Origin of the sequence: Tistrella arctica, from assembly GCF_039630945.1 — a bacterium.
Lineage (GTDB): Bacteria > Pseudomonadota > Alphaproteobacteria > Tistrellales > Tistrellaceae > Tistrella > Tistrella bauzanensis.
In genome coordinates this window covers 511,466-531,098 of record NZ_JBBKTV010000001.1, presented here as the reverse complement: position 1 = coordinate 531,098, position 19,633 = coordinate 511,466, and the positions used below count along the sequence as shown (strand labels likewise).

Here is a 19,633-nt window from a genome sequence, read left to right as displayed (position 1 = left end):
CGCCATGTCGGCGACGAAGATCCTCTGGGGCCAGATCCTCACCGTCTTCCTGATCGTCCTGATGACGACCTGGGGCGCGACACAATGGACGGCCTATCGGCTCGGCTTCCAGCCACAGCTCGGACAGCCCTGGTTCGAGCTGGCCGGCTGGCCGATCTACTATCCGCCGGCCTTCTTCTGGTGGTGGTATTTCTACGACGCCTACGCCCCGCCTATCTTCATCGAGGGCGCGTATATCGCCGCGTCGGGCGGGTTCATCTCCATCGCGGTTGCCATTGGCATGTGTCCGTGTGGCGGGCACGCGAAGCGAAGAATGTGGAGACCTACGGCTCGGCCCGCTGGGCGCGACCGGAAGAGGTGAAGGCCGCCGGCCTCCTCGGTCCCGACGGCGTCGTCCTCGGCAAGCATGAGCGCGAGTATCTTCGCCATGACGGTCCGGAGCATGTCCTGTGTTTCGCGCCAACACGTTCCGGCAAGGGCGTGGGCCTGGTCGTGCCCTCGCTCCTGACCTGGCCGGGCTCGGCGATCGTTCACGACATCAAGGGCGAGAACTGGACGCTGACCGCCGGCTATCGCGCCCGGCACGGCCGCGTGCTGTTGTTCGATCCGACCAATGCCAAGTCGGCAGCCTATAATCCGCTGCTCGAGGTGCGCCGCGGCGAATGGGAAGTCCGCGACGTGCAGAACATCGCCGACATCCTGGTCGACCCGGAAGGCTCGCTTGAAAAGCGGAACCACTGGGAGAAGACGTCGCATGCGCTTCTGGTCGGCGCGATCCTGCACGTCCTCTATGCCGAGGCCGACAAGACCTTGGCCGGCGTCGCCGCCTTCCTGTCGGATCCGAAGCGCCCGATCGAGTCGACCCTCGCGGCGATGATGAAGACCGCACATCTCGGCGAGGCCGGTCCGCACCCGGTAATCGCCAGCGCGGCCCGCGAGTTGCTCAACAAATCGGACAACGAGCGGTCCGGCGTGCTGTCCACCGCGATGTCGTTTCTCGGTCTGTATCGCGATCCCGTCGTCGCCGAGGTGACGCGCCGCTGCGACTGGCGCATCGCCGACATGGTCAGTGGCAAGCATCCGACCACCCTCTACCTCGTTGTGCCGCCCTCCGACATCAACCGGACCAAGCCGCTGATCCGCCTGATCCTCAATCAGGTCGGGCGTCGGTTGACCGAGGATTTGCAGGCGAAGGGCAACCGCTATCGGCTGCTGCTCATGCTCGACGAGTTTCCCGCGCTCGGCCGCCTCGACTTCTTCGAGAGCGCCCTGGCGTTCATGGCGGGTTACGGCCTGAAAGCATTCCTCATCGCGCAGTCGCTGAACCAGATCGAAAAGGCTTACGGGCCGAACAACTCGATCCTCGACAACTGCCACGTCCGGGTCAGCTTCGCGACCAATGACGAGCGTACCGCCAAACGCGTTTCCGATGCGCTCGGCACCGCCACCGAGATGAAGGCGATGAAGAACTATGCCGGTCACCGCCTCTCGCCCTGGCTCGGCCACTTGATGGTGTCGCGCTCGGAGACCGCCCGGCAATTGCTGACGCCCGGCGAGATCATGCAGCTCCCGCCCTCCGACGAGATCGTCATGGTTGCCGGCATTCCGCCGATACGCGCGAAGAAGGCCCGCTACTATGAGGATCGGAGATTTCAGGAGCGCATCCTGACGCCGCCCGGCCTGACCAAACCCGCGAGCGCAAGAGCAGACGATTGGAGCACGCTGGCTTTGCCCGAACGGCCGGTGCTGGATAGGCCCGTCGCCGTGGACGACGTGGCCGATGACGATCCGACGGATTCAGAGCGCCGGCATCAGCCCGAGCTGAGCCGCACCAAGACCGTTGAGCGAAAGCCCGTCATCGAAAACGAATTCGAGATCGATTCCCGTGATGACGTCGACGAAGATGCCGCCCGCCTCAGCCGCATGACGCAAACGATGCGCCAGGTCGCGCGCCAAGCCTCGCTCGATCCGGGCGACGGCATCGAATTGTAGGAGGCGCCCGTGAGCAAGCAGCCGAAGAAGCAGCGCCTTTCCGTCTATCTCGATCCGGACGTGATGAAAGCGCTGGCGGCCCATGCAGCACGACGCGATCTATCGTTGTCGCTGGTTGCCGAGGCCGGTATCGCCTCTTTCCTCTCACCAGATGCCGCGGAACGGCAGGAAGCCGCGACAACAAAGCGGCTCGATCAGCTCGACCGCCGCATGGCGCGCATGGAGCGCGATGTCGGCATATCGGTCGAAACGCTCGCCGTGTTCATCCGCTTCTGGCTGACCTCTCATCCGCCGCTCCCGGAGCCGGCTCAGGTCGCGGCACGCGCCAAGGCGGCGGAGCGCTACGAAGCGTTCGTGACCGCGCTCGGCCGGCGACTCGCGCAGGGACCAAAACTCAGACAGGAGATCTCCGAGGACATTGACGCCGCTGATGACCAACGATGACGCCGTATCGTGATTTCGCGGCTCAACTAGCTGCTAGTTGTTGGGCTTCCTTCCTCAACACGTCGAAGGCTTCAGCATAACTATCCGCTGCATTCATCCACGCCGGCGGGTTCGATGCGATATGGCGCCAAATCGCGAGATCGTCGCCCGTCCTGATGCCGTGCCGCACATTCTGAAGAAAGTACGTCTCGTAGCCACCGGCCTGTTTCATCCATGCCTCGGCGACAGACTCCGCGGCAGGCTGGCTGGTCTCTGGATCGGTGGCAGTGGCCAACACGATATCGAGTTCGATGGGCTTCCCGTCCAAATCGTTCGGCCACGGAATATCAAACTCGCCATCGGCGGTTACGACCGACAGTGCTTTACCGCCACTACCTTTGAAGCGCTCGCTCCAATCCGACGCCAGCCGCTCGCGCGCGCCGGCATTTCCAAACAAAACACCAACGCTTCCCCACCCAGCGGCAATTTTACCGACCTTCGAGTCTGGAGCCTCCGCCTTCCAGAGCGCGCGCGCTTCTTCCACCAAATCATCGATGCTTTCGACGTCGCGCTTGCAAGGCACTAGGCGGGCGAAACCTGACGGCTCTTCCTGACGAAACGTCATCGTGAAAGTGCCGCCGCGTTTTACTGATTTCCGTCCGTAATATATCGGTGCCCGGACCAAACCGGACATTTCCATTGTAAGGCGATCACGTCGCCACTCAGCTCGCCCGGCGGTGTCGGCATCCCAAAACAATGAGCCAATGATCAGAATTCCACACTTCATCGACACCCCCGCTACCGTTAGCAATTATTTCATTGAGCTAGCTTCGATGCATACCAAATAGGCAGCGCTTAGATAAGCGTGGCGCAGCCAGTATTCCTCGGTACGCGAGATTCATCTAGCCACGGCCTTGGGAGAACGACCCCGCCGTTTCCCTGTCTTTGTACGCCACACTACGACGGCCACATGATGGTTGTTGTCAGACCATAATTTCTGCCTCTTCTACTCATCCCCGATCCAGGGCCGCGTGTCGCGGTCCCGCAAGAGAACGGGGACGACGTGGCGGCAAATCACCAGAAATCGGAAGCGATCCTACGCGGCGCGCGCATGCTGCGCACCGCGCTCGGCCCCGCCATCGCCCGCTTTCTGGAAGACCCCGCGATCGTCGAGGTGATGCTCAATCCCGATGGGCGGCTCTGGGTCGACCGGCTGTCCGAGGGGCTTTCCGATACGGGTGAGTTGCTGACGGCGTCAGATGGCGAGCGGATCATCCGCCTCGTCGCTCACCATGTCGGGGCCGAGGTTCATCCCGGCGCCCCCCGAGTCTCGGCCGAGCTGCCCGAGACGGGCGAACGGTTTGAGGGCCTGTTGCCGCCTGTGGTGCCCGCGCCGGCCTTTGCGATCCGCAAGCCCGCCGTCGCCGTGTTCACGCTCGACGATTATGTCGGCGCCGGGATCATGGCCGCAGCTCAGGCCGAGACGTTGCGCCAGGCGGTTGCTGATCGTCGCAACATCCTCGTTGCGGGTGGGACATCCACCGGCAAGACCACCCTCACCAATGCGCTGCTGGCCGAGGTCTCGAAGACCTCGGACCGCGTCGTCCTAATCGAGGACACGCGCGAACTGCAATGTGCAGCGCCAAACCTCGTTGCGATGCGGACGAAAGACGGTGTCGCCTCACTTTCCGATCTCGTGCGCTCCTCGCTCCGCCTGCGCCCCGACCGCATCCCGATCGGCGAGGTCCGCGGCGCCGAGGCGCTTGATCTGCTGAAGGCCTGGGGCACCGGCCACCCCGGAGGCGTCGGGACGATCCACGCCGGCACTGCCATCGGCGCTCTGCGCCGCATGGAGCAGCTCATCCAGGAAGCCGTCGTCACTGTTCCGCGCGCGCTCATCGCCGAAACGATCGATCTGGTCGCCGTCCTGTCCGGCCGCGGCGCCTCGCGCCGCCTCGCCGAACTCGCCCGCATAGAGGGCCTCGGCCCCGATGGCGACTACCGCGTCACCCCCGCAAGCCAGCCCCGCACAGGAGACCCGTCATGATTAAGCATGCTTTGCGCATTCGCCGCCATATCGCCACGGCGGTGTCTGTCACCTTCCTCACGCTCGCGCTGGCGCCAGCCGCCCATGCGTCGGGCTCGTCAATGCCTTGGGAGGCGCCGCTCCAGTCGATCTTGGAGTCGATCGAAGGCCCGGTCGCCAAGATCATCGCCGTAATGATCATCATCATCACCGGCCTGACGCTGGCCTTCGGCGACACGTCGGGCGGTGCGCGGCGCCTGATTCAGATCGTGTTCGGCTTGTCGATCGCCTTCGCCGCGTCGAGCTTCTTCCTGTCGTTCTTCTCGTTCGGCGGGGGGGCGCTCGTCTGATGGCCGACGGCGCGGATCATGGCGGCGAGGTCCCGGGCTTTTCCGTGCCCGTCCACCGGGCGCTGACCGAGCACATCCTGCTCGGCGGCGCCCCGCGCTCGATCGCTATTCTCAACGGGACACTGGCCGCCGCGCTCGGCCTCGGCCTTCGCCTCTGGCTGGTCGGCCTGGGCCTTTGGGCTCTCGGCCACTTCGCAGCCGTCTGGGCGGCCAAGCGCGATCCGCAATTCGTCGACGTCGTGCGCAAGCATCTGCGCATCCCCGGTCACTTGTCGGTCTGAGGAGCGGTGCGATGATGAATCTTGCCGAATACCGCAACCGCAACACCCGGCTCGCAGATTTCCTGCCTTGGGCCGCGCTCGCCGGTGAAGGCATCGTTCTCAACAAGGATGGCAGCTTGCAGCGCACCGCGCGCTTCCGCGGCCCCGACCTCGACAGCGCCGTGCCGGCCGAGCTGGTCGCCGTCGCCGGTCGGTTGAACAACGCCTTCCGGCGTCTCGGTTCCGGCTGGGCGATCTTCGTCGAGGCGCAGCGGCACGGCGCCGCGACCTATCCGGCCAGCGCGTTCGCCGACAGCGCTTCCGCGCTGGTCGACGCCGAACGCAAAGCCGACTTCGAGGAAGCCGGCGCGCATTTCGAATCCAGCTACTTCCTCACCTTCCTCTACCTGCCGCCAGCCGAGGACGCCGCCCGCGCCGAGACCTGGCTCTACGAGGGCCGCGATCACTCTGGTGTCGATGCGCATGAGATCCTGCGCGGCTTCATCGATCGCACCGACCGCATTCTGAACCTCATCGACGCCTTCATGCCGGAATGTGCCTGGCTCGATGACGCCGAGGCGCTCACCTATCTGCATTCGACAATTTCGACGAAGCGGCATCGCGTCCGCGTTCCCGAGACGCCGATGTATCTCGATGCGCTGCTCGCCGATCAGCCGCTCACCGGCGGGCTCGAACCACGCCTGGGCGAGACGAACCTGCGCATCCTCACCATCGTCGGTTTCCCGTCCGCGACGACGCCCGGCATCCTCGACGAGTTGAACCGGCTCGCCTTTCCCTACCGCTGGTCGACGCGGGCCATCCTGCTCGACAAGACCGACGCCACCAAGCTGCTGACGAAGATCCGGCGGCAATGGTTCGCCAAGCGCAAGTCGATCGCCGCCATCCTCAAGGAGATCATGACCAACGAGGCCTCGGCACTCGTCGACACCGACGCAGCCAACAAGGCGGCCGACGCCGACATGGCGTTGCAAGAACTGGGCGCCGACTATGCCGGCCAAGCGTATGTGACCGCCACGATCACGGTCTGGGACGATGACCCCCGCATCGCCGCCGAGAAGCTCCGGCTGGTCGAGAAGGTCATCCAGGGTCGCGACTTCACGGCGATGGCCGAGACCATCAACGCCGTGGACGCCTGGCTGGGCTCGCTGCCCGGCCACGTCTACGCCAACGTCCGCCAGCCGCCCATCAGCACATTGAATCTCGCCCACATGATCCCGCTATCGGCGGTGTGGGCGGGACCGGAACGGGACGAGCACTTCGATGCACCCCCACTGCTTTACGGCAGAACGGAGGGCTCGACCCCGTTCCGACTTGCCATCCACGTCGGCGACGTTGGCCATACGCTGATCGTCGGGCCGACCGGCGCCGGCAAGTCGGTGCTGCTCGCACTCATGGCGCTCCAGTTCCGGCGCTATCCGCGATCCCAGGTCTTCGCCTTCGACTTCGGCGGCTCGATCCGCGCCGCGGCGCTCGCCATGCGAGGCGACTGGCATGATCTCGGCGGCGGCCTGACCGAAGGCGCCGACGACAGCGTGTCGCTCCAACCGCTCGCCCGCATTGACGACATTGCCGAGCGCGCCTGGGCCTCTGACTGGCTGATCGCGATCCTCTCCCGCGAGAGCGTGCCGGTCACCCCTGAGGTCAAGGAGCATCTCTGGTCGGCGCTAACCTCGCTGGCGTCGGCGCCAGTTGCGGAGCGCACACTGACGGGCTTGTCTGTCCTACTCCAGTCCAATGACCTGAAGCAGGCGCTGCGACCCTACTGCGTCGGCGGCCCCTATGGCCGGCTCTTGGACGCCGAGTCTGAACATCTCGGCGAGGCGTATGTCCAAGCCTTTGAGACCGAGGGGCTGATCGGCACTGGCGCAGCCGCGGCCGTGCTCGCCTATCTCTTTCATCGCATCGAGGACCGCCTCGACGGCCGGCCGACGCTTCTGATCGTCGACGAAGGCTGGCTCGCACTCGACGACGAAGGGTTCGCCGGGCAGCTCCGCGAGTGGCTGAAGACGCTGCGCAAGAAGAACGCGAGCGTCATCTTCGCCACCCAATCGCTGTCCGACATCGACGGGTCTGCGATTGCGCCAGCGATCATCGAGAGCTGCCAGACCCGCATCCTCCTGCCGAACGAACGGGCAATCGAGCCTCAGATCACCGCCATCTATCGGCGCTTCGGTCTCAACGATCGCCAGATCGAGATACTCGCGCGGGCGATGCCCAAGCGCGACTATTATTGTCAGTCCCGGCGCGGCAATCGGCTGTTCGAACTGGGCCTGTCGGACGTGGCGCTGGCGCTCTGCGCGGCCTCATCCAAACAGCACCAGGCGATGATCGCCGACGTTCACGGCCGCAGCGGCACGGACGGATTCCTTGCCGAGTGGCTCACTGCGAACCGGCTCGACTGGGCTGCCGACCTCATCGCCGACCTCACCAATGTCACCCACCAAAGCGATCCGGAGGCACGTCCATGACCCGTTCCGTTCACACCCGTATGCGCGCGCTTCGCATCACGGCCGCAATTCTTGCGACCCCGCTCGCACTGTCACCGGTCCTCACGCCACCGGCCGCCGCGCAGTGGATCGTCTATGATCCGACCAACTATGCGCAGAATGTGCTGACAGCCGCGCGCACGCTCCAGCAGGTCAATCAGCAGATCACCCAGCTTCAGAACGAAGCGCAGATGCTGATCAACCAAGCGCGCAACCTCGCGAGCCTGCCATATTCGTCGATTCAGCAACTCCAGCAATCGGTCCAGCGGACGCAACAACTCCTCAGCCAGGCCCAGGGCATCGCCCTCAACGTCCAGCAGATCGACCAAGCATTTCAGACCACCTACGGCAACGCCTCAATGTCCGCCTCCGATCAGGCGCTCGTCGCGCAGGCACGCGAGCGCTGGCAGAACACCGTCGGCGGCTTGCAGGACGCCATGCGCGTTCAGGCCGGTGTCGTCGGCAACATCGACACCAACCGCGCCGAGATGTCGACGCTGATCGGCCAGAGCCAGGGCGCGACCGGCGCGTTGCAGGCGACGCAGGCGGGAAATCAGCTTCTCGCCCTCCAGGGCCAGCAGCTCGCCGATCTCACCGCCGTCGTCGCCGCCAACGGACGCGCGCAGAGCCTCTCCGAGGCCGAGCGCGCCGCCGCGGCCGAACAGGGCCGCGAGCAGCGTCGGCGATTCCTGACGCCAGGCAGCGGCTACCAGCCGGGCAACGCCCGCATGTTCCCCAACGGCAACTGAGGGGCTGGCGATGGACGGCAAGTTACTCGCCCGCATCGGCGCCGTGGTGTTCGTCGCCGTCGCGGTCACCGCGACCGCGATCGAGATGACCCGGCAAGAGGAAGCGCCCGAGATTTGGCCGTCCGGCCGCACCGTACAGGCCCAGGTCGATCCGTTGCGCGACGCACTGATCCGCTGCCAGGCGCTCGGCGAAGAAGGTCCGCGCGACCCGGATTGCCGCCGTGCCTGGGCGGAGAACCGCCACCGCTTCCTCGCGCCGGGCGCCCGACCTGCCGAGCACCTGCCGGACATGCCTCCAGCACCGCGGGATGGCCTCACCCCTCAGCCACAACGGACCAATCCACCGGAGACGACGCCCGCCGCGCCGAACACGCCTCAGCTCGACGAGGCGCGATAGCATCATGGGCGGCACCGGCGTCATCGACCATTTCCTCGAGGTCTTCACCCGCTACATCGACAGCGGGTTCGGGCTGCTCAGCGGCGAAGTCGCCTTCATCGCCACGACGCTGATCGTCATCGACGTGACGCTCGCAGCGCTGTTCTGGAGCTGGGGCGCCGATGACGACATCATGGCGCGGCTGGTCAAGAAGACCCTGTTCGTCGGAGTCTTCGCCTACATCATCGGCAATTGGAACAACCTCGCCCGGATCGTCTTCGAAAGCTTCGCCGGCCTGGGCCTGAAAGCGAGCGGCACCGGCTTCTCGACCGCCGACCTGATGCGTCCCGGACGGGTCGCACAGACTGGCCTCGACGCTGGCCGGCCACTGCTCGATTCGATCTCCAGCCTGATGGGCTTCTGGTCGTTCTTCGAGAATTTCATCCAGATCGCTTGCATGTTCCTCGCCTGGGCGCTGGTGCTGCTCGCCTTCTTCATCCTCGCCATCCAGCTTTTCGTCACGCTCATCGAGTTCAAGCTGATGACGCTCGCCGGCTTCGTGCTGATTCCGTTCGGCCTCTTCGGCAAGTCCGCCTTCATGGCGGAGCGCGTGCTCGGCAACGTCATTTCGTCCGGCATCAAGGTCCTCGTGCTTGCCGTCATCATCGGCATCGGCTCGACGCTATTTTCCGAGTTCACCGCTGGCTTTGGCGGTGCCACGCCCTCGATCGACGAGGCGATGGCGATCGTCCTCGCCGCACTGTCGCTGCTCGGCCTCGGCATCTTCGGACCCGGCATCGCGAGCGGCATCGTCTCGGGCGGTCCCCAGCTCAGCGCCGGCGCAGCCGTTGGAACGGGTCTCGCCGCAGGCGGCATGGTTGCGCTCGGCGCTGGCGCCGTCGGCGCGGCCGCCTCCGGTGGCGCGGCTTTGGCTGGAGGTGCAGCGGCCGCCGCTCGCGGCGGCGCAGCGATCGCGGGTGGCGTATCGACTGCCTACAGCCTCGGCGCAGCCGGACAGTCCGGCGCGGCCGGCGTCGCATCCGGCCTCGGCGGCATTGCTCGTGCAGGCGGCAGTGCCGCCGTCTCACCGCTACGCCGCGCCGCATCGCGTGCGGCCGATAGCATGAAGTCCAGCTTCAACGCCGGCGGCAAAGCGGCACTCGAAGCCACGGGCGGATCGTCCACCATGGGCTCGATCGGCGGTGATGCTGCCGGCGACGGCGCTGCGCCTGCGAGCGCTGGCGGTCCTCCCGCCTGGGCGCAGCGGATGCGTCGCTCCCAACGCATGACACACGCTGTCCAGGCGACGGCACACGCCGTCCGCTCCGGCGACGCCCATGGCGGCGGCTCTTCCGTCAATCTTTCCGAAGGCGATCGCTGATGTTCAAACGACCCTCCACCCATTACGGCAAAGCACCCGAGCCGGAGACGCCGTATCAACGCGCGGCCCAGGTCTGGGACGAGCGCATCGGCGCCTCGCGCATCCAAGCCAAGAACTGGCGGCTGATGGCCTTCGGCTCGTTGGTTCTCTCCGCCGGGTTCGCCACTGCACTTGTCGTTCAATCGGCGCGCGGAACCATCGTCCCGTGGGTGGTGCAGGTCGATCGGCTTGGCCAGGCTCAGGCAGTCGCACCCGCCGAGGCGGATTACCGCCCGACCGATCCGCAGATCGCCTTCCACCTCGCGCGCTTCATCGAACAGGTCCGCAGCATTCCCGCCGACGCGATCATCGTGCGTCAGAACTGGCTCCGGGCCTACGATTTCACGACCGATCGCGGCGCGATGGCACTGAACGACTACGCGCGCTCGAACGACCCGTTCACGCGGGTCGGCCGCCAGCAGGTTGCGGTGGACGTGTCCAGCGTCATCCGCGCCTCTCCGGACAGTTTCCGCGTCGCCTGGGTCGAGCGCCGCTATGAGAACGGCCAGCTCGCCGAGACCACGCGCTGGACCGCGATCCTGACGATCGTCGTGCAGGTCCCCAGAAACGCCGATCGGCTCAGGGCGAACCCGCTCGGCATCTACGTCAACGCCATCAACTGGTCACGGGAGCTTGGGCAATGAAGTCGTCTTTCCGTAAAGCCGGAAACCCGGCTTCGCACACACTCGCGTTCCCGGCTCTGCGGAGAGCCGCAATCCCGATGGTTCTGCTGGCGACAACCGCGCTCGCCGGCTGCGCCACCACCAACCCGCCGCCCGAGATCTCTTACGACAACGCGGCTCCCGCCGTGCAGACCGTCGATCCGCCAGCGCCCGTCACCGTGGTTGAACTGCCGCGGCCGCTGCCGCTGCCCGGCCAGTTGCAACGCGTGGAGCCTTCGCGGCGCACACCCGAGCCGGCTGACCCGACCGCGCGGGTGAACCAGGCAAATGCCGCCGCGCGCATCCAGCCGGTGCGCGACGGTTTCATCAATTCGATGCAGGTCTACCCCTTCACGCAAGGCGCGCTCTATCAGGTCTATACGGCCGTCGGACAGATCACCGACATTGCCTTGCAGCCCGGTGAGCAGCTCGTCGGCTCCGGCCCCGTCGCGGCGGGCGATACGGTGCGCTGGATCATCGGCGACACCGAGAGCGGATCAGGGGCGACGCGCCAAATCCATATCCTCGTGAAGCCGACCCGCCACGACCTGATGACGAACCTCGTCATCAACACCAACCTGCGCACCTACCACATGGAGCTGCGCTCGACCGAGCGGACCTATATGGCCTCCGTCTCCTGGCAGTATCCGCAGGACCAGCTCATCGCGCTGCGCCGGCAGAACGCCGAGGCGCAAGTCGCCCAGCCGGTGGCAAGCGGCGTCGACCTCGCCAACGTCAACTTCCGCTACGCGATCGAAGGCGACCGCGCCCCTTGGAGGCCGCTGCGCGCCTTTGACGACGGCCGCCAGGTCTTCATCGAATTCCCACGCGGTATTGGCCAGGGGGAGATGCCGCCGCTGTTCGTGGTTGGTCCCGAGGGTAACACCTCGGAACTGGTGAACTACCGGGTTCGCGGCCATCACATGATTGTCGATAGGCTCTTCGCCGCCGCCGAGTTGCGGTACGGCTCCGGCGATCGCCAGAAGCGCGTTCGGATCGTGCGCACCGATGGGAGACCGGCGTCGTGAGCGAGACGGAGCCCCGGAAAGAGGAAGGTCTGGACGAGGAGGCTCGGCCGTTGACCGGCGAGCCCGTCGGTCCTGCGCAGATGCGGCTGCGCGCCGAACCGCCGCGCGTCATTCGACTGTCGAGAAAGGTGCTGGCCGGTCTCGGCCTGGTCGCGAGCGTCGGGATCGGCAGTGCGCTCATCTATGCGCTACAAACCCGCGATGGCGGTCGGCCCAACGAGGAACTTTTCTCGACCGAGAACCGCCCGACAGCCGACGGCATCGCCGGCCTGCCGCGCGATTATAGCGGTGTGCCTCAGCTGGGCCCGCCGCTTCCGGGCGACCTTGGTCGCCCCATCCTTGACGCACAGAATCGCGGCCAACCCGTACCGACGCCCGGCGTGGTCCCGCCCAACCCCGGCCTCAGTCCGGAAGAGCAGCGGCGCATTCAAGAACTCGAATCGGCACGCACGGCGAGGCTGTTCGCCGCCACCGAAACCCGCACGGCGTCGGCAACGCCGTCCCAGACAACGCCTTCCGCGCAACCGATACCCGATCTCACCAGCCTCGGGTTGGCCCCGCCACCGACGACGCCCACGGCGCAGGACCGGCAGAACGCGTTTCTCACTGCGGCCGCCGATCGGCGCACAGTCGCTGCCGATCGCGTCGCCGCCCCGGCGTCGCCCAACATCCTTCAGGCTGGCGCCGTGATTTCCGCCGCGCTGATCACTGGGATCCGATCAGACCTTCCCGGTCAGATCACGGCTCAGGTAACCGAGAATATCTACGACAGCCCGACGGGCCGCATCCTGCTCGTGCCTCAAGGTGCACGCGTCATCGGCCAGTACGACAACAACGTCCAGTTCGGACAAAGCCGCGTGTTGTTGGTATGGAACAGGCTGATATTCCCCAACGGCCGGTCGATCGTGCTCGAGCGCCAGCCGGGCGCAGACGCCGAGGGCTACGCCGGCCTACAGGATGGCGTCGACTACCACTGGTGGGACCTCGCCAAAGCCGCAGGCCTTTCGACCTTACTCAGCGTCGGCGCCGAACTCGCCGTCGACAATGACGATCGACTTATCCAGGCGATCCGCAACGGCGGTCAGGACACGATCAATGATGCGGGCCAACAGATCGTCCGGCGCCAGCTCAATATCGCTCCGACGCTTACGATCCGACCCGGCTTCCCGGTGCGCGTAATCGTCACGCGCGACCTCGTGCTCCAACCATACGGAGGGTGATATGGCCAAGCTCAAGCTCGGCGCCATTGCCGACGAAAAACCGGTCAAGGTGACAATTGAGCTTCCTGCGTCGCTCCACCATGATCTTGCAGCTTATGCTGGGATTCTGGCCCAAGAAACTGGACAGCCGGCGCCCGATCCCTCGAAGCTGATCGTACCCATGGTTCAGCGCTTCATCGCGACCGATCGCGGCTTTGCAAAGGCGCGTCGTCAAGCGTCATGACGATGTTGGAAGCGACCGGGTTGCAACCGCTGGCTTGGTCGCGTCAGCGCGCGTTCTCGCCCTCATGCGTCGCTCAAGGCTCATGTCGATGAAGAACTTAAGCGCGGGATTCGGATTTGTTTCCGACCAGACCGCACTAAACGAGAATTTGTCTTCAATACTGACGACCGGGACGAAACGAACTTCCGGATAGGCAAGCCCACCAACGGAGTCTGTGGCGAGGGTGATGCCGAACCCCTGCGCCACCATGTTTAAGAGATTTTCGCAGCCTACCTGCTGTGTGGAAATTGCCGGTCGCAGACCAACGACTGACAATTCCCGTACCAAATAATCCTCTATCTCGGGGCCTGCGGCTTGCGCCATCACAAGGAAGGTCTCTTCGTTCACATCACCCAAGCGAACTCCATCCGAGGAAACGATCCGGTGGGAAGCCGGAACGGCGACATAGATCCTTTCCTCCCACAACTGTTCAACTTGAAAACCCGGTAGTCTCAGATCTATGAGCATGAGCGCCACGTCGAGGCGACCGCCAGCCAGCGCGCCCGCGGTCATTTGCGCGGTCCCCTCCTCGAAGACCACCTCGATTTCCGGAAAGCGGCGATGGTAAGCGGCAAGCAATTCGGCCAGAAATCCGTTGCCAAGGCAGGCGGTCAATCCGACGCGAAGCACTCCCGTGCAGCCCCGTTTGGCCTGAGCGATTGCGTCTGCAGCTTGGTGAAGATGCTTGGCGCCAATTGCCGCCTCCCTCAAGAAGCGCTCGCCAGCCGCCGTAATGCGGGCTCCCGACCGATGTCGGTCGAACAACGCCATACCGATGCGCCGTTCCAAGATTTGGATGCGTCGGCTGACAGTCGACTGCGACACGGAAAGTATTTCGGCGGCGCGCCGGAAGCTACCATATTCAGCAGCAAGGGTGGCGTATCTCAGATAGCGCAGGTCAAGAGCGATATCCGGCACTGTCGACTCCTCTCGCAGAACGTGGCACAGGTCCGCCTGCCATCGCCGCAGCGCGGTTCAGATTTGATCGAACAACAAGTACGTGGAATGGCCTGATCAGACTTATATAGGCGCGCCCGAATGTATTGTGACAGCGAACGGCTGTCGTTACGACGACATCGAAAGCGCGCTCGTCATCTGACGCGCCCAGTAGTATCGACGTCCTGAAATCAAGGTGTCGATCATCCACACCGAGCACCAGTTCGTTCTCTGATCGCGATAAAACCGGGAAAAAGGCGATGGACTCGTTTTCGCGCGCGTTGCGTTGAAGTTCATCCGTCGTCTTCAACCCAAAGCGACCCATGGCCATGTCACGTGTCGCGAGGAGCCCGCGAATCCACCAGGCCGGCCGACCGAAGATAGCGCGCGCCACAGCGTCCGGATCGCGAGGCAGGCCAGCGCAAAACGTCGCGGCAAAGGCGTCAAGCAGATCGGCGCCGGCGTATGCTCCCGCGATGCTGCTTTCATCGGGCGCCACTACAGACTTCGCCCGTCCAACCCTGGTGCGTAATCTGCCCATGGCGACCGCTAAATCGCCATTACCGAACCGCCATCGACTCGTAGGTTCGTTCCGGTAATGAAGCTTGCCTGTTCCGACGCCAGAAACACGACCGCCGCGGCGACGTCGTCAGGTTTGCCCGGGCGGCCGACCCCGATATTCGGGCGAAGGAAGGGTAGGAAGTGAGCCGCCAATTCGTCGCGCGACAGACGCTCCGCGCCTTCCTGCTGGGCTAGCAACTCGCGCACGATGGGAGTGTCCACATAGGCCGGCGACACCACGTTCGCGAGTACCCCGCGGTTGGCGTAGGTCTTTGCTATCCCCTTGGTCAGGATATTCAGCGCGCTTTTGGCCGAGGCATATTCGATGGCGACCGCGTCAGGTTGAATGCCGCTTTCAGACGAGATGTTGATGATCCGCCCCCATCCGCGCTCAGCCATCGCCGGTGCCAGTGCTCGAACGACCCGCACGACGGAGAGCACATTGAACTCCCAGGTCTCGAGCCAGTCAGCATCGGGCACGTCCTCGAACGGTCGGAATAGCCCCCCAGTCGATGATCTCAGGCCACCAGCATTGTTGACGACGATGTCGATCGGTCCGAGCTTGGCCTCTATCGTAGCGAGGGATCGGCACAAGCTCTCAGCATCGGTGACGTCACCGCCGATCGCGAAAGCACCGTCTCCCAGATCGTTGGCAATCGTCGCCAACTTTTTGTCACTGCGTGCCAAAAGCGCCACCTTGACGCCCTCTGCATGCAGTGCTCGTGCGATCGCCTCGCCGATACCTTGGCTGGCCCCGGTTACCAACGCGGTGCGACCCGTAAGCTGCGTATCCATTGGTCCCTCCTAAGGTTTGCCGATGCTGCTGTTGAGCGCTGCACGAAATTCCGGCTTTCGCTCAGGACTGGCTTCGGCAAGTGCTTTACGGACACCATCCATATCCAGATTTGCGGCGTAGACCGGCGTGCCGGGCTGCTGACGCCAGGACTCGTCAAGAGGGCCGGCGTCGACACCGCCGTATCCGAGTTCGTCGAACAGCCAAATGAGTCTGGCTTTATGGGCCTCATTATCGCCCGACACCGGCAACGCGATGCGTCCCGGCGTGCCCGCAGGCTTTCCGCCATCAAGCAGGCTGCGCCAGTGCAGGTTGTTTATGGCCTTCAGAACCGGCCGTCCGAGCTGATTTGCAACCCAGCGGCTTTCGGCCATGCCCTGTTCTATCGGATCGATCCGCCCATCCCGCTCCTGGGGATAGTAATTTCCCGTCTCCACGACGGCTACATCGGCATCGACATCGTCGAACAGATCCTTCGGCAGATCGGCGATCCTGAAGGCCGGGATCGCGACGAAGACGATCTCGCCGCTGCGTGCCGCGTCATGGACGGTCACCGCCCTGGCGCCGGTCTCGGCTGCGAGATCCGCAAGCGATTCAGGGCCGCGCGAATTGGCGATGGATACTTGATGGCCCAACTTCGACAACCGCCGGGCCAGCGAGCCGCCAATTTCCCCTGATCCTATGATTCCAACGTTCATCATCGCTCTCCTAAGCTGTGGAATGGTTTGGTCGCCGCTGCGTGGCGGCGCGCCGTTGCCGGCACCGACGCGTGCGAGCGCCGACGCCGGGGCAGTTCAGCCAATCAGAGCCTGTAGCCGCCGCTCGCCTCGATCACCTGACCGGTCACCCACCGGGCATCGTCAGATGCGAGGAAGGCAACAACTGCGGCGATGTCTGACGTTTCACCGAAGCGGCCGAACGCGGTGTCGGCCTCAATCGCCTTCACGGTATTGGCATCCTCTCGGACCGCAGCGTTCATGTCCGTTCGCGTCCAACCCGGTGCCACCGCGTTCACGGAAATCCCGCGCGGACCAAGCTCCATCGCAAGCGCGTGGGTCAGGTTGTTGATCGCCGCCTTCGCCATCGAATAGATCGGCACCATCGGTTGCGGGCGCGTGGAGAGGCCCGATGAGATATTGATGATCCGCCCGCCATCCGACAGACGATTGAGCGCCGATTGGACCATGAAGAACGGCGCGCGGGCATGGACCGCGATCATCGTGTCCCAGGCCTCCGGCGTGGCGTCGGAAAGACCGCCCCAACCCGAATTACCCGCATTGTTGACCAGAATGTCGAGCGTCCTGCTGCCCTTGCGTTCCGTCAGCTCGCGATCCAGCTCGTCGTACAAGCCAGGGATCGACCCGGCATCGGAGAGATCGGCTTGCAGCGCAAAGGCGGTGCCGCCCGCTTTCTCGATCCCTGCGACCGCCTCTTCCGCGCCAGCGCTGCTGGCATTGTACGTGATCGCCACCGTCGCGCCGGCGGCCGCGAGCCGTTCAGCGATCGTCCGACCGATGCCCCGGCCCGCTCCGGTCACGAGTGCGGTTTTACCATTTAATGTCTGCGCCATTGGAGATTTCCTTCGTACAGCGAATTGCGATATTGGAATTTGCGGTCGAGCTGGCTCGCTCGATCAGGCGACACGTTCGCGCGTGATCGGGCCAGGTTTGGCTTCGACGACTGCGAGCGCGAGGCGGATCAGGTCAGCGTCGCCACCGTATTCATTGTCTGCGACGTGATGCAGAAGCACGCCGACCTGTTCGAGCTGCCGGGCGCCCTTGAGATCGCCGGCGTTGACGGGCTTGAAGCCCGCGTCGGCGATGAGGCCCCGCGTTACGTCGCCAGCGGCACTGTCGTCGGTTGCGTAGAAGACATTGGCCTGCACCGGCGCTTCAGCCCATGCCGCCGCCTCAAGCGACGGAGCCGCGATCAGGTTGAATCCCTTGACGATGCGCGCCTTAGGCAAGCGCCGTTGCAGGTCTTCCGAAGTCGAGCTGTCGCGCATGAACTCCAGATCGTGAAAGTGCACGAAATCGGCGGTAACGCCGAGCGGGTTCATCGTCTCGATCACGACCTTGCCGTCGAGCGCGTCGCCGACCTCGGCAACGATTGCTTCAACCCGCGGCCAGTAAATCGAGAAAAGTACGACTTCACCGAACTCCGCCGCCTCGCGGATCGTGCCGAGCCGAGCCTTGTCGCCCAGTTCCGCAAGTAGTGGTTCGATCTTCCGGTCCTCACCATCCTTGGCGATGACGAGTTCATGACCTGCGGCTGCCCAGGCGCGGGCCAAACGACTGCCGATATTGCCGGCGCTCAAAATTCCGATCTTCATTAGATATCCTGTCTACCTCAACATTTATGCCCCCGAGGAGCGTTCTGTTGAAAGTTAGGATATCGCTCAGGAATAGATTAGATGCCCCATGAACCTCAGTCTGTTGTTCGTGCGAGCAACAATGATGAACGGAGATAGCTGGGTCGCGCTGGCGCGCAATATGGCCGACTGCTGCTGGTGTCGGCTGGCTTCAGGCTAGGCTGGCGTCGCTACCATCCCCGAAAGCAGCGCGGCAAAGGTCAACGAAGCCACGCACCTTCGGATCCATGTAGCGCGTGGAGGCAAAAACGGCATGGACCGGCATCGGTATGCTTGCCCAGCCCGGCAAAACCCTGACCAGGGTTCCCTCCGCCACATGCGGCTCAGCCATGAAACGCGGAAGTTGCGCCACTCCCAACCCGGATACGGTCAGGTTCTTGGCGGCGATGATGTTATCGAGTGCGCAGCGTGGCGCTTGCGAAACCTTTTCCGTGGCTTGGCCATTCACAAGGGTCCAGCTTGCGCGGCCGTTAGAGGTTTTCGTAATAAGGTCGTGACGCTTCAAATCGCCGACGGTGCGGAGCTCCGCACTTTCCTTCAAATATCCCGGCGCGGCATAGAGGCCGTAAGTTATCTCTCCAAGCTTGCGGGCCGACAGATCAGAATCTTGCAAGGTGCCGATGCGGATCGCGACATCGATTCCCTCATGAATGATGTCGACGAACCGAATGGAGTATACCGCTTCCACGGTGACCTTCGGCCACTTGGACAAATAGGCGGCGATCCAGTTGTCGACCCGTGTGGTGCCGAATTCTGGTGTCGCTGTAACCTTCAGACGGCCCTGGGGCTCCTGGCTCTGTTGGGCGACCGCTGCTTGGGCCGCCTCTGCGGCGGCAAGGATCGAAGAGGCGCGTTCGAAATAGTCCCTACCGACTTCCGTAACGCTGAGCCGGCGGGTGGACCTGTTTAGCAGCCTCGCGCCGAGTTTTTCCTCGATCCGCTGCACGATGCGGCTCACCCGAGCCTTGTCAGTCTCGAGGCGATCGGCCGCAGCGGTGAAGGACTCCTCCATCACCACCGCGACGAAAACCTGCATTTCTGAAAAGCCGACTGTTGATGTCATGAACAACATTCTGTCACGCGCCGCTTGAGCGATCAATCAGCGCGACCCTTATATATTCGACACTAGTCGGCTCCATACGACTGGACTGTTGTCATCGGAACAACAGCAGAATTCGGCCGATTTGCCGAATTAATCCAGCAATCAGTCGCGAGCCGTTGTCTCGATGGCGTCGACGCGGTCCGGGTAAAACGCGAGGTATCCCTGGATGATCAGCATGTGGTCGAAAGGGTTCTCGTACGACCAGGCGACATCCTTAGCGTCGCCATTTCGCGCGCTGAAATAGCTGGCGTCGCCCTTGTACGGGCAATGGGTACTGGTGTCGCTCATGCTGAGTTCGCCCATCGCGACGTCGGCGCGCGGGATGTAGTAGACCGGATTAAGGCTCGCCTCCTTGAGGATGAGCGCGTCGCGGCTGTCGGCGAGGATGGCCTCGTCCAACTTGACCACAACCCTTTCCCCCGCCGGAGCGATGGTGATCGGATGGTCGGGACCTGGTTTTCTTCCACCTTGCATGTCGTGTTCCTTGTTGTTCGCTAGTTGTGCGGAAGTCTCTCGCCGCTCGCAGCCCCCTGTCGAGAGATGCGCGCATCCGGACGTTCGCCCGGCCGGGGCCCGCAGGAAGATCTAGAGTGTT

At 64.0% G+C, this 19,633-nt stretch carries 21 protein-coding genes and 1 pseudogene; 13 read left to right on the top strand and 9 right to left on the bottom strand.

Features of this window, described 5'->3' with window-relative positions:
* Positions 1–4: 4 nt before the first annotated feature.
* Positions 5–1,992, top strand: a pseudogene (locus tag WG924_RS02375) (conjugal transfer protein TraG).
* Positions 1,993–2,001: 9 nt separating this feature from the next.
* Positions 2,002–2,436, top strand: coding sequence for a CopG family transcriptional regulator (locus tag WG924_RS02370; protein WP_345931356.1), 435 nt, complete (start codon positions 2,002–2,004; stop codon positions 2,434–2,436).
* Positions 2,437–2,458: 22 nt separating this feature from the next.
* On the opposite strand, the gene WG924_RS02365 is transcribed toward WG924_RS02370, so the two are convergent.
* The gene (locus WG924_RS02365) at positions 2,459–3,115 is read right to left on the bottom strand and encodes a hypothetical protein (RefSeq protein WP_345931354.1); all 657 of its coding nucleotides are present in this window, start codon (positions 3,113–3,115) and stop codon (positions 2,459–2,461) included.
* Positions 3,116–3,478: 363 nt separating this feature from the next.
* Here WG924_RS02365 and trbB point away from each other — a divergent pair, with 363 nt between their 5' ends.
* The 11 genes from trbB to WG924_RS02310 are packed head-to-tail and all read left to right on the top strand — an operon-like array spanning position 3,479 to position 13,236.
* A complete protein-coding gene (gene trbB, locus WG924_RS02360; RefSeq protein WP_345931352.1) occupies positions 3,479–4,462 on the top strand; it encodes a P-type conjugative transfer ATPase TrbB in 984 nt (327 codons plus the stop codon).
* Positions 4,459–4,791 (top strand): TrbC/VirB2 family type IV secretion system protein, encoded by a 333-nt coding sequence (locus tag WG924_RS02355; protein ID WP_209159349.1) that lies wholly within the window; start codon positions 4,459–4,461, stop codon positions 4,789–4,791. The genes trbB and WG924_RS02355 overlap by 4 nt, the downstream gene beginning before the upstream one ends.
* Positions 4,791–5,072 carry a VirB3 family type IV secretion system protein gene (locus WG924_RS02350; protein WP_271199532.1) on the top strand — a complete coding sequence of 94 codons (282 nt, stop codon included), beginning with the start codon at positions 4,791–4,793 and terminating at the stop codon, positions 5,070–5,072. Before WG924_RS02355 ends, WG924_RS02350 begins: the two co-directional genes overlap by 1 nt.
* A gap of 11 nt (positions 5,073–5,083) precedes the next feature.
* Positions 5,084–7,540 carry a conjugal transfer protein TrbE gene (gene trbE, locus WG924_RS02345; RefSeq protein WP_345931339.1) on the top strand — a complete coding sequence of 819 codons (2,457 nt, stop codon included), beginning with the start codon at positions 5,084–5,086 and terminating at the stop codon, positions 7,538–7,540.
* Entirely contained in the window at positions 7,537–8,307 is a 771-nt protein-coding gene (gene trbJ / locus WG924_RS02340; RefSeq protein ID WP_345931337.1) for a P-type conjugative transfer protein TrbJ, read from the top strand. Before trbE ends, trbJ begins: the two co-directional genes overlap by 4 nt.
* Positions 8,308–8,317: 10 nt before the next feature.
* Positions 8,318–8,704, top strand: a complete 387-nt coding sequence (gene trbK-alt / locus WG924_RS02335) for a putative entry exclusion protein TrbK-alt (protein WP_345931335.1) — start codon at positions 8,318–8,320, stop codon at positions 8,702–8,704.
* Between the two features lie 4 nt (positions 8,705–8,708).
* On the top strand, positions 8,709–10,064 hold the full coding sequence (trbL, locus tag WG924_RS02330) for a P-type conjugative transfer protein TrbL (RefSeq protein WP_345931333.1): 1,356 nt from the start codon (positions 8,709–8,711) through the stop codon (positions 10,062–10,064).
* Entirely contained in the window at positions 10,064–10,747 is a 684-nt protein-coding gene (gene trbF / locus WG924_RS02325; RefSeq protein WP_209159355.1) for a conjugal transfer protein TrbF, read from the top strand. The genes trbL and trbF overlap by 1 nt, the downstream gene beginning before the upstream one ends.
* Positions 10,744–11,793, top strand: coding sequence for a P-type conjugative transfer protein TrbG (gene trbG / locus WG924_RS02320; protein WP_345931328.1), 1,050 nt, complete (start codon positions 10,744–10,746; stop codon positions 11,791–11,793). Before trbF ends, trbG begins: the two co-directional genes overlap by 4 nt.
* On the top strand, positions 11,790–13,013 hold the full coding sequence (locus tag WG924_RS02315) for a TraB/TrbI/VirB10 family type IV secretion system protein (protein ID WP_345931326.1): 1,224 nt from the start codon (positions 11,790–11,792) through the stop codon (positions 13,011–13,013). The genes trbG and WG924_RS02315 overlap by 4 nt, the downstream gene beginning before the upstream one ends.
* Before the next feature lies 1 nt (position 13,014).
* Positions 13,015–13,236 carry a DUF2274 domain-containing protein gene (locus WG924_RS02310; protein ID WP_345931325.1) on the top strand — a complete coding sequence of 74 codons (222 nt, stop codon included), beginning with the start codon at positions 13,015–13,017 and terminating at the stop codon, positions 13,234–13,236.
* Here the strand turns inward: WG924_RS02310 and WG924_RS02305 are convergent.
* The 8 genes from WG924_RS02305 to WG924_RS02270 all read right to left on the bottom strand — a co-directional run bounded on the left by WG924_RS02305 (position 13,231) and on the right by WG924_RS02270 (position 19,512).
* Positions 13,231–14,193, bottom strand: coding sequence for a LysR family transcriptional regulator (locus WG924_RS02305; RefSeq protein WP_345931324.1), 963 nt, complete (start codon positions 14,191–14,193; stop codon positions 13,231–13,233). The genes WG924_RS02310 and WG924_RS02305 overlap by 6 nt on opposite strands.
* Complete coding sequence (locus WG924_RS02300) at positions 14,174–14,710, bottom strand: DUF2867 domain-containing protein (RefSeq protein WP_345931323.1); 537 nt, start codon at positions 14,708–14,710, stop codon at positions 14,174–14,176. The genes WG924_RS02305 and WG924_RS02300 overlap by 20 nt, the downstream gene beginning before the upstream one ends.
* A 50-nt stretch (positions 14,711–14,760) precedes the next feature.
* Positions 14,761–15,567: an SDR family NAD(P)-dependent oxidoreductase gene (locus tag WG924_RS02295; RefSeq protein WP_345931322.1), complete on the bottom strand. Its 807-nt coding sequence runs from the start codon at positions 15,565–15,567 to the stop codon at positions 14,761–14,763.
* 9 nt (positions 15,568–15,576) lie between these two features.
* On the bottom strand, positions 15,577–16,287 hold the full coding sequence (locus WG924_RS02290) for an NADPH-dependent F420 reductase (protein WP_345931738.1): 711 nt from the start codon (positions 16,285–16,287) through the stop codon (positions 15,577–15,579).
* An 80-nt stretch (positions 16,288–16,367) separates the two neighbouring features.
* On the bottom strand, positions 16,368–17,135 hold the full coding sequence (locus tag WG924_RS02285; RefSeq protein WP_345931320.1) for an SDR family NAD(P)-dependent oxidoreductase: 768 nt from the start codon (positions 17,133–17,135) through the stop codon (positions 16,368–16,370).
* A 63-nt stretch (positions 17,136–17,198) separates the two neighbouring features.
* On the bottom strand, positions 17,199–17,897 hold the full coding sequence (locus WG924_RS02280; RefSeq protein ID WP_345931318.1) for an NADPH-dependent F420 reductase: 699 nt from the start codon (positions 17,895–17,897) through the stop codon (positions 17,199–17,201).
* Positions 17,898–18,087: 190 nt separating this feature from the next.
* Positions 18,088–18,999 carry a LysR family transcriptional regulator gene (locus tag WG924_RS02275; protein WP_345931316.1) on the bottom strand — a complete coding sequence of 304 codons (912 nt, stop codon included), beginning with the start codon at positions 18,997–18,999 and terminating at the stop codon, positions 18,088–18,090.
* A 141-nt stretch (positions 19,000–19,140) separates the two neighbouring features.
* Positions 19,141–19,512, bottom strand: coding sequence for a DUF427 domain-containing protein (locus WG924_RS02270; protein WP_345931313.1), 372 nt, complete (start codon positions 19,510–19,512; stop codon positions 19,141–19,143).
* Positions 19,513–19,633 lie beyond the last annotated feature (121 nt).

What these genes read in the sequence shown, in the direction of transcription:
- WG924_RS02285 (WP_345931320.1), bottom strand. Translation starts at nt 17,135, where the DNA reads ATGGCGCAGACATTAAATGGTAAAACCGCACTCGTGACCGGAGCGGGC.
- trbL (WP_345931333.1), top strand. Translation starts at nt 8,709, where the DNA reads ATGGGCGGCACCGGCGTCATCGACCATTTCCTCGAGGTCTTCACCCGC.
- WG924_RS02365 (WP_345931354.1), bottom strand. Translation starts at nt 3,115, where the DNA reads ATGGAAATGTCCGGTTTGGTCCGGGCACCGATATATTACGGACGGAAA.
- WG924_RS02310 (WP_345931325.1), top strand. Translation starts at nt 13,015, where the DNA reads ATGGCCAAGCTCAAGCTCGGCGCCATTGCCGACGAAAAACCGGTCAAG.
- WG924_RS02350 (WP_271199532.1), top strand. Translation starts at nt 4,791, where the DNA reads ATGGCCGACGGCGCGGATCATGGCGGCGAGGTCCCGGGCTTTTCCGTG.
- WG924_RS02270 (WP_345931313.1), bottom strand. Translation starts at nt 19,512, where the DNA reads ATGCAAGGTGGAAGAAAACCAGGTCCCGACCATCCGATCACCATCGCT.
- trbJ (WP_345931337.1), top strand. Translation starts at nt 7,537, where the DNA reads ATGACCCGTTCCGTTCACACCCGTATGCGCGCGCTTCGCATCACGGCC.
- WG924_RS02280 (WP_345931318.1), bottom strand. Translation starts at nt 17,897, where the DNA reads ATGAAGATCGGAATTTTGAGCGCCGGCAATATCGGCAGTCGTTTGGCC.
- trbG (WP_345931328.1), top strand. Translation starts at nt 10,744, where the DNA reads ATGAAGTCGTCTTTCCGTAAAGCCGGAAACCCGGCTTCGCACACACTC.
- WG924_RS02355 (WP_209159349.1), top strand. Translation starts at nt 4,459, where the DNA reads ATGATTAAGCATGCTTTGCGCATTCGCCGCCATATCGCCACGGCGGTG.
- trbK-alt (WP_345931335.1), top strand. Translation starts at nt 8,318, where the DNA reads ATGGACGGCAAGTTACTCGCCCGCATCGGCGCCGTGGTGTTCGTCGCC.
- trbE (WP_345931339.1), top strand. Translation starts at nt 5,084, where the DNA reads ATGATGAATCTTGCCGAATACCGCAACCGCAACACCCGGCTCGCAGAT.
- WG924_RS02275 (WP_345931316.1), bottom strand. Translation starts at nt 18,999, where the DNA reads ATGACATCAACAGTCGGCTTTTCAGAAATGCAGGTTTTCGTCGCGGTG.
- trbF (WP_209159355.1), top strand. Translation starts at nt 10,064, where the DNA reads ATGTTCAAACGACCCTCCACCCATTACGGCAAAGCACCCGAGCCGGAG.
- WG924_RS02295 (WP_345931322.1), bottom strand. Translation starts at nt 15,567, where the DNA reads ATGGATACGCAGCTTACGGGTCGCACCGCGTTGGTAACCGGGGCCAGC.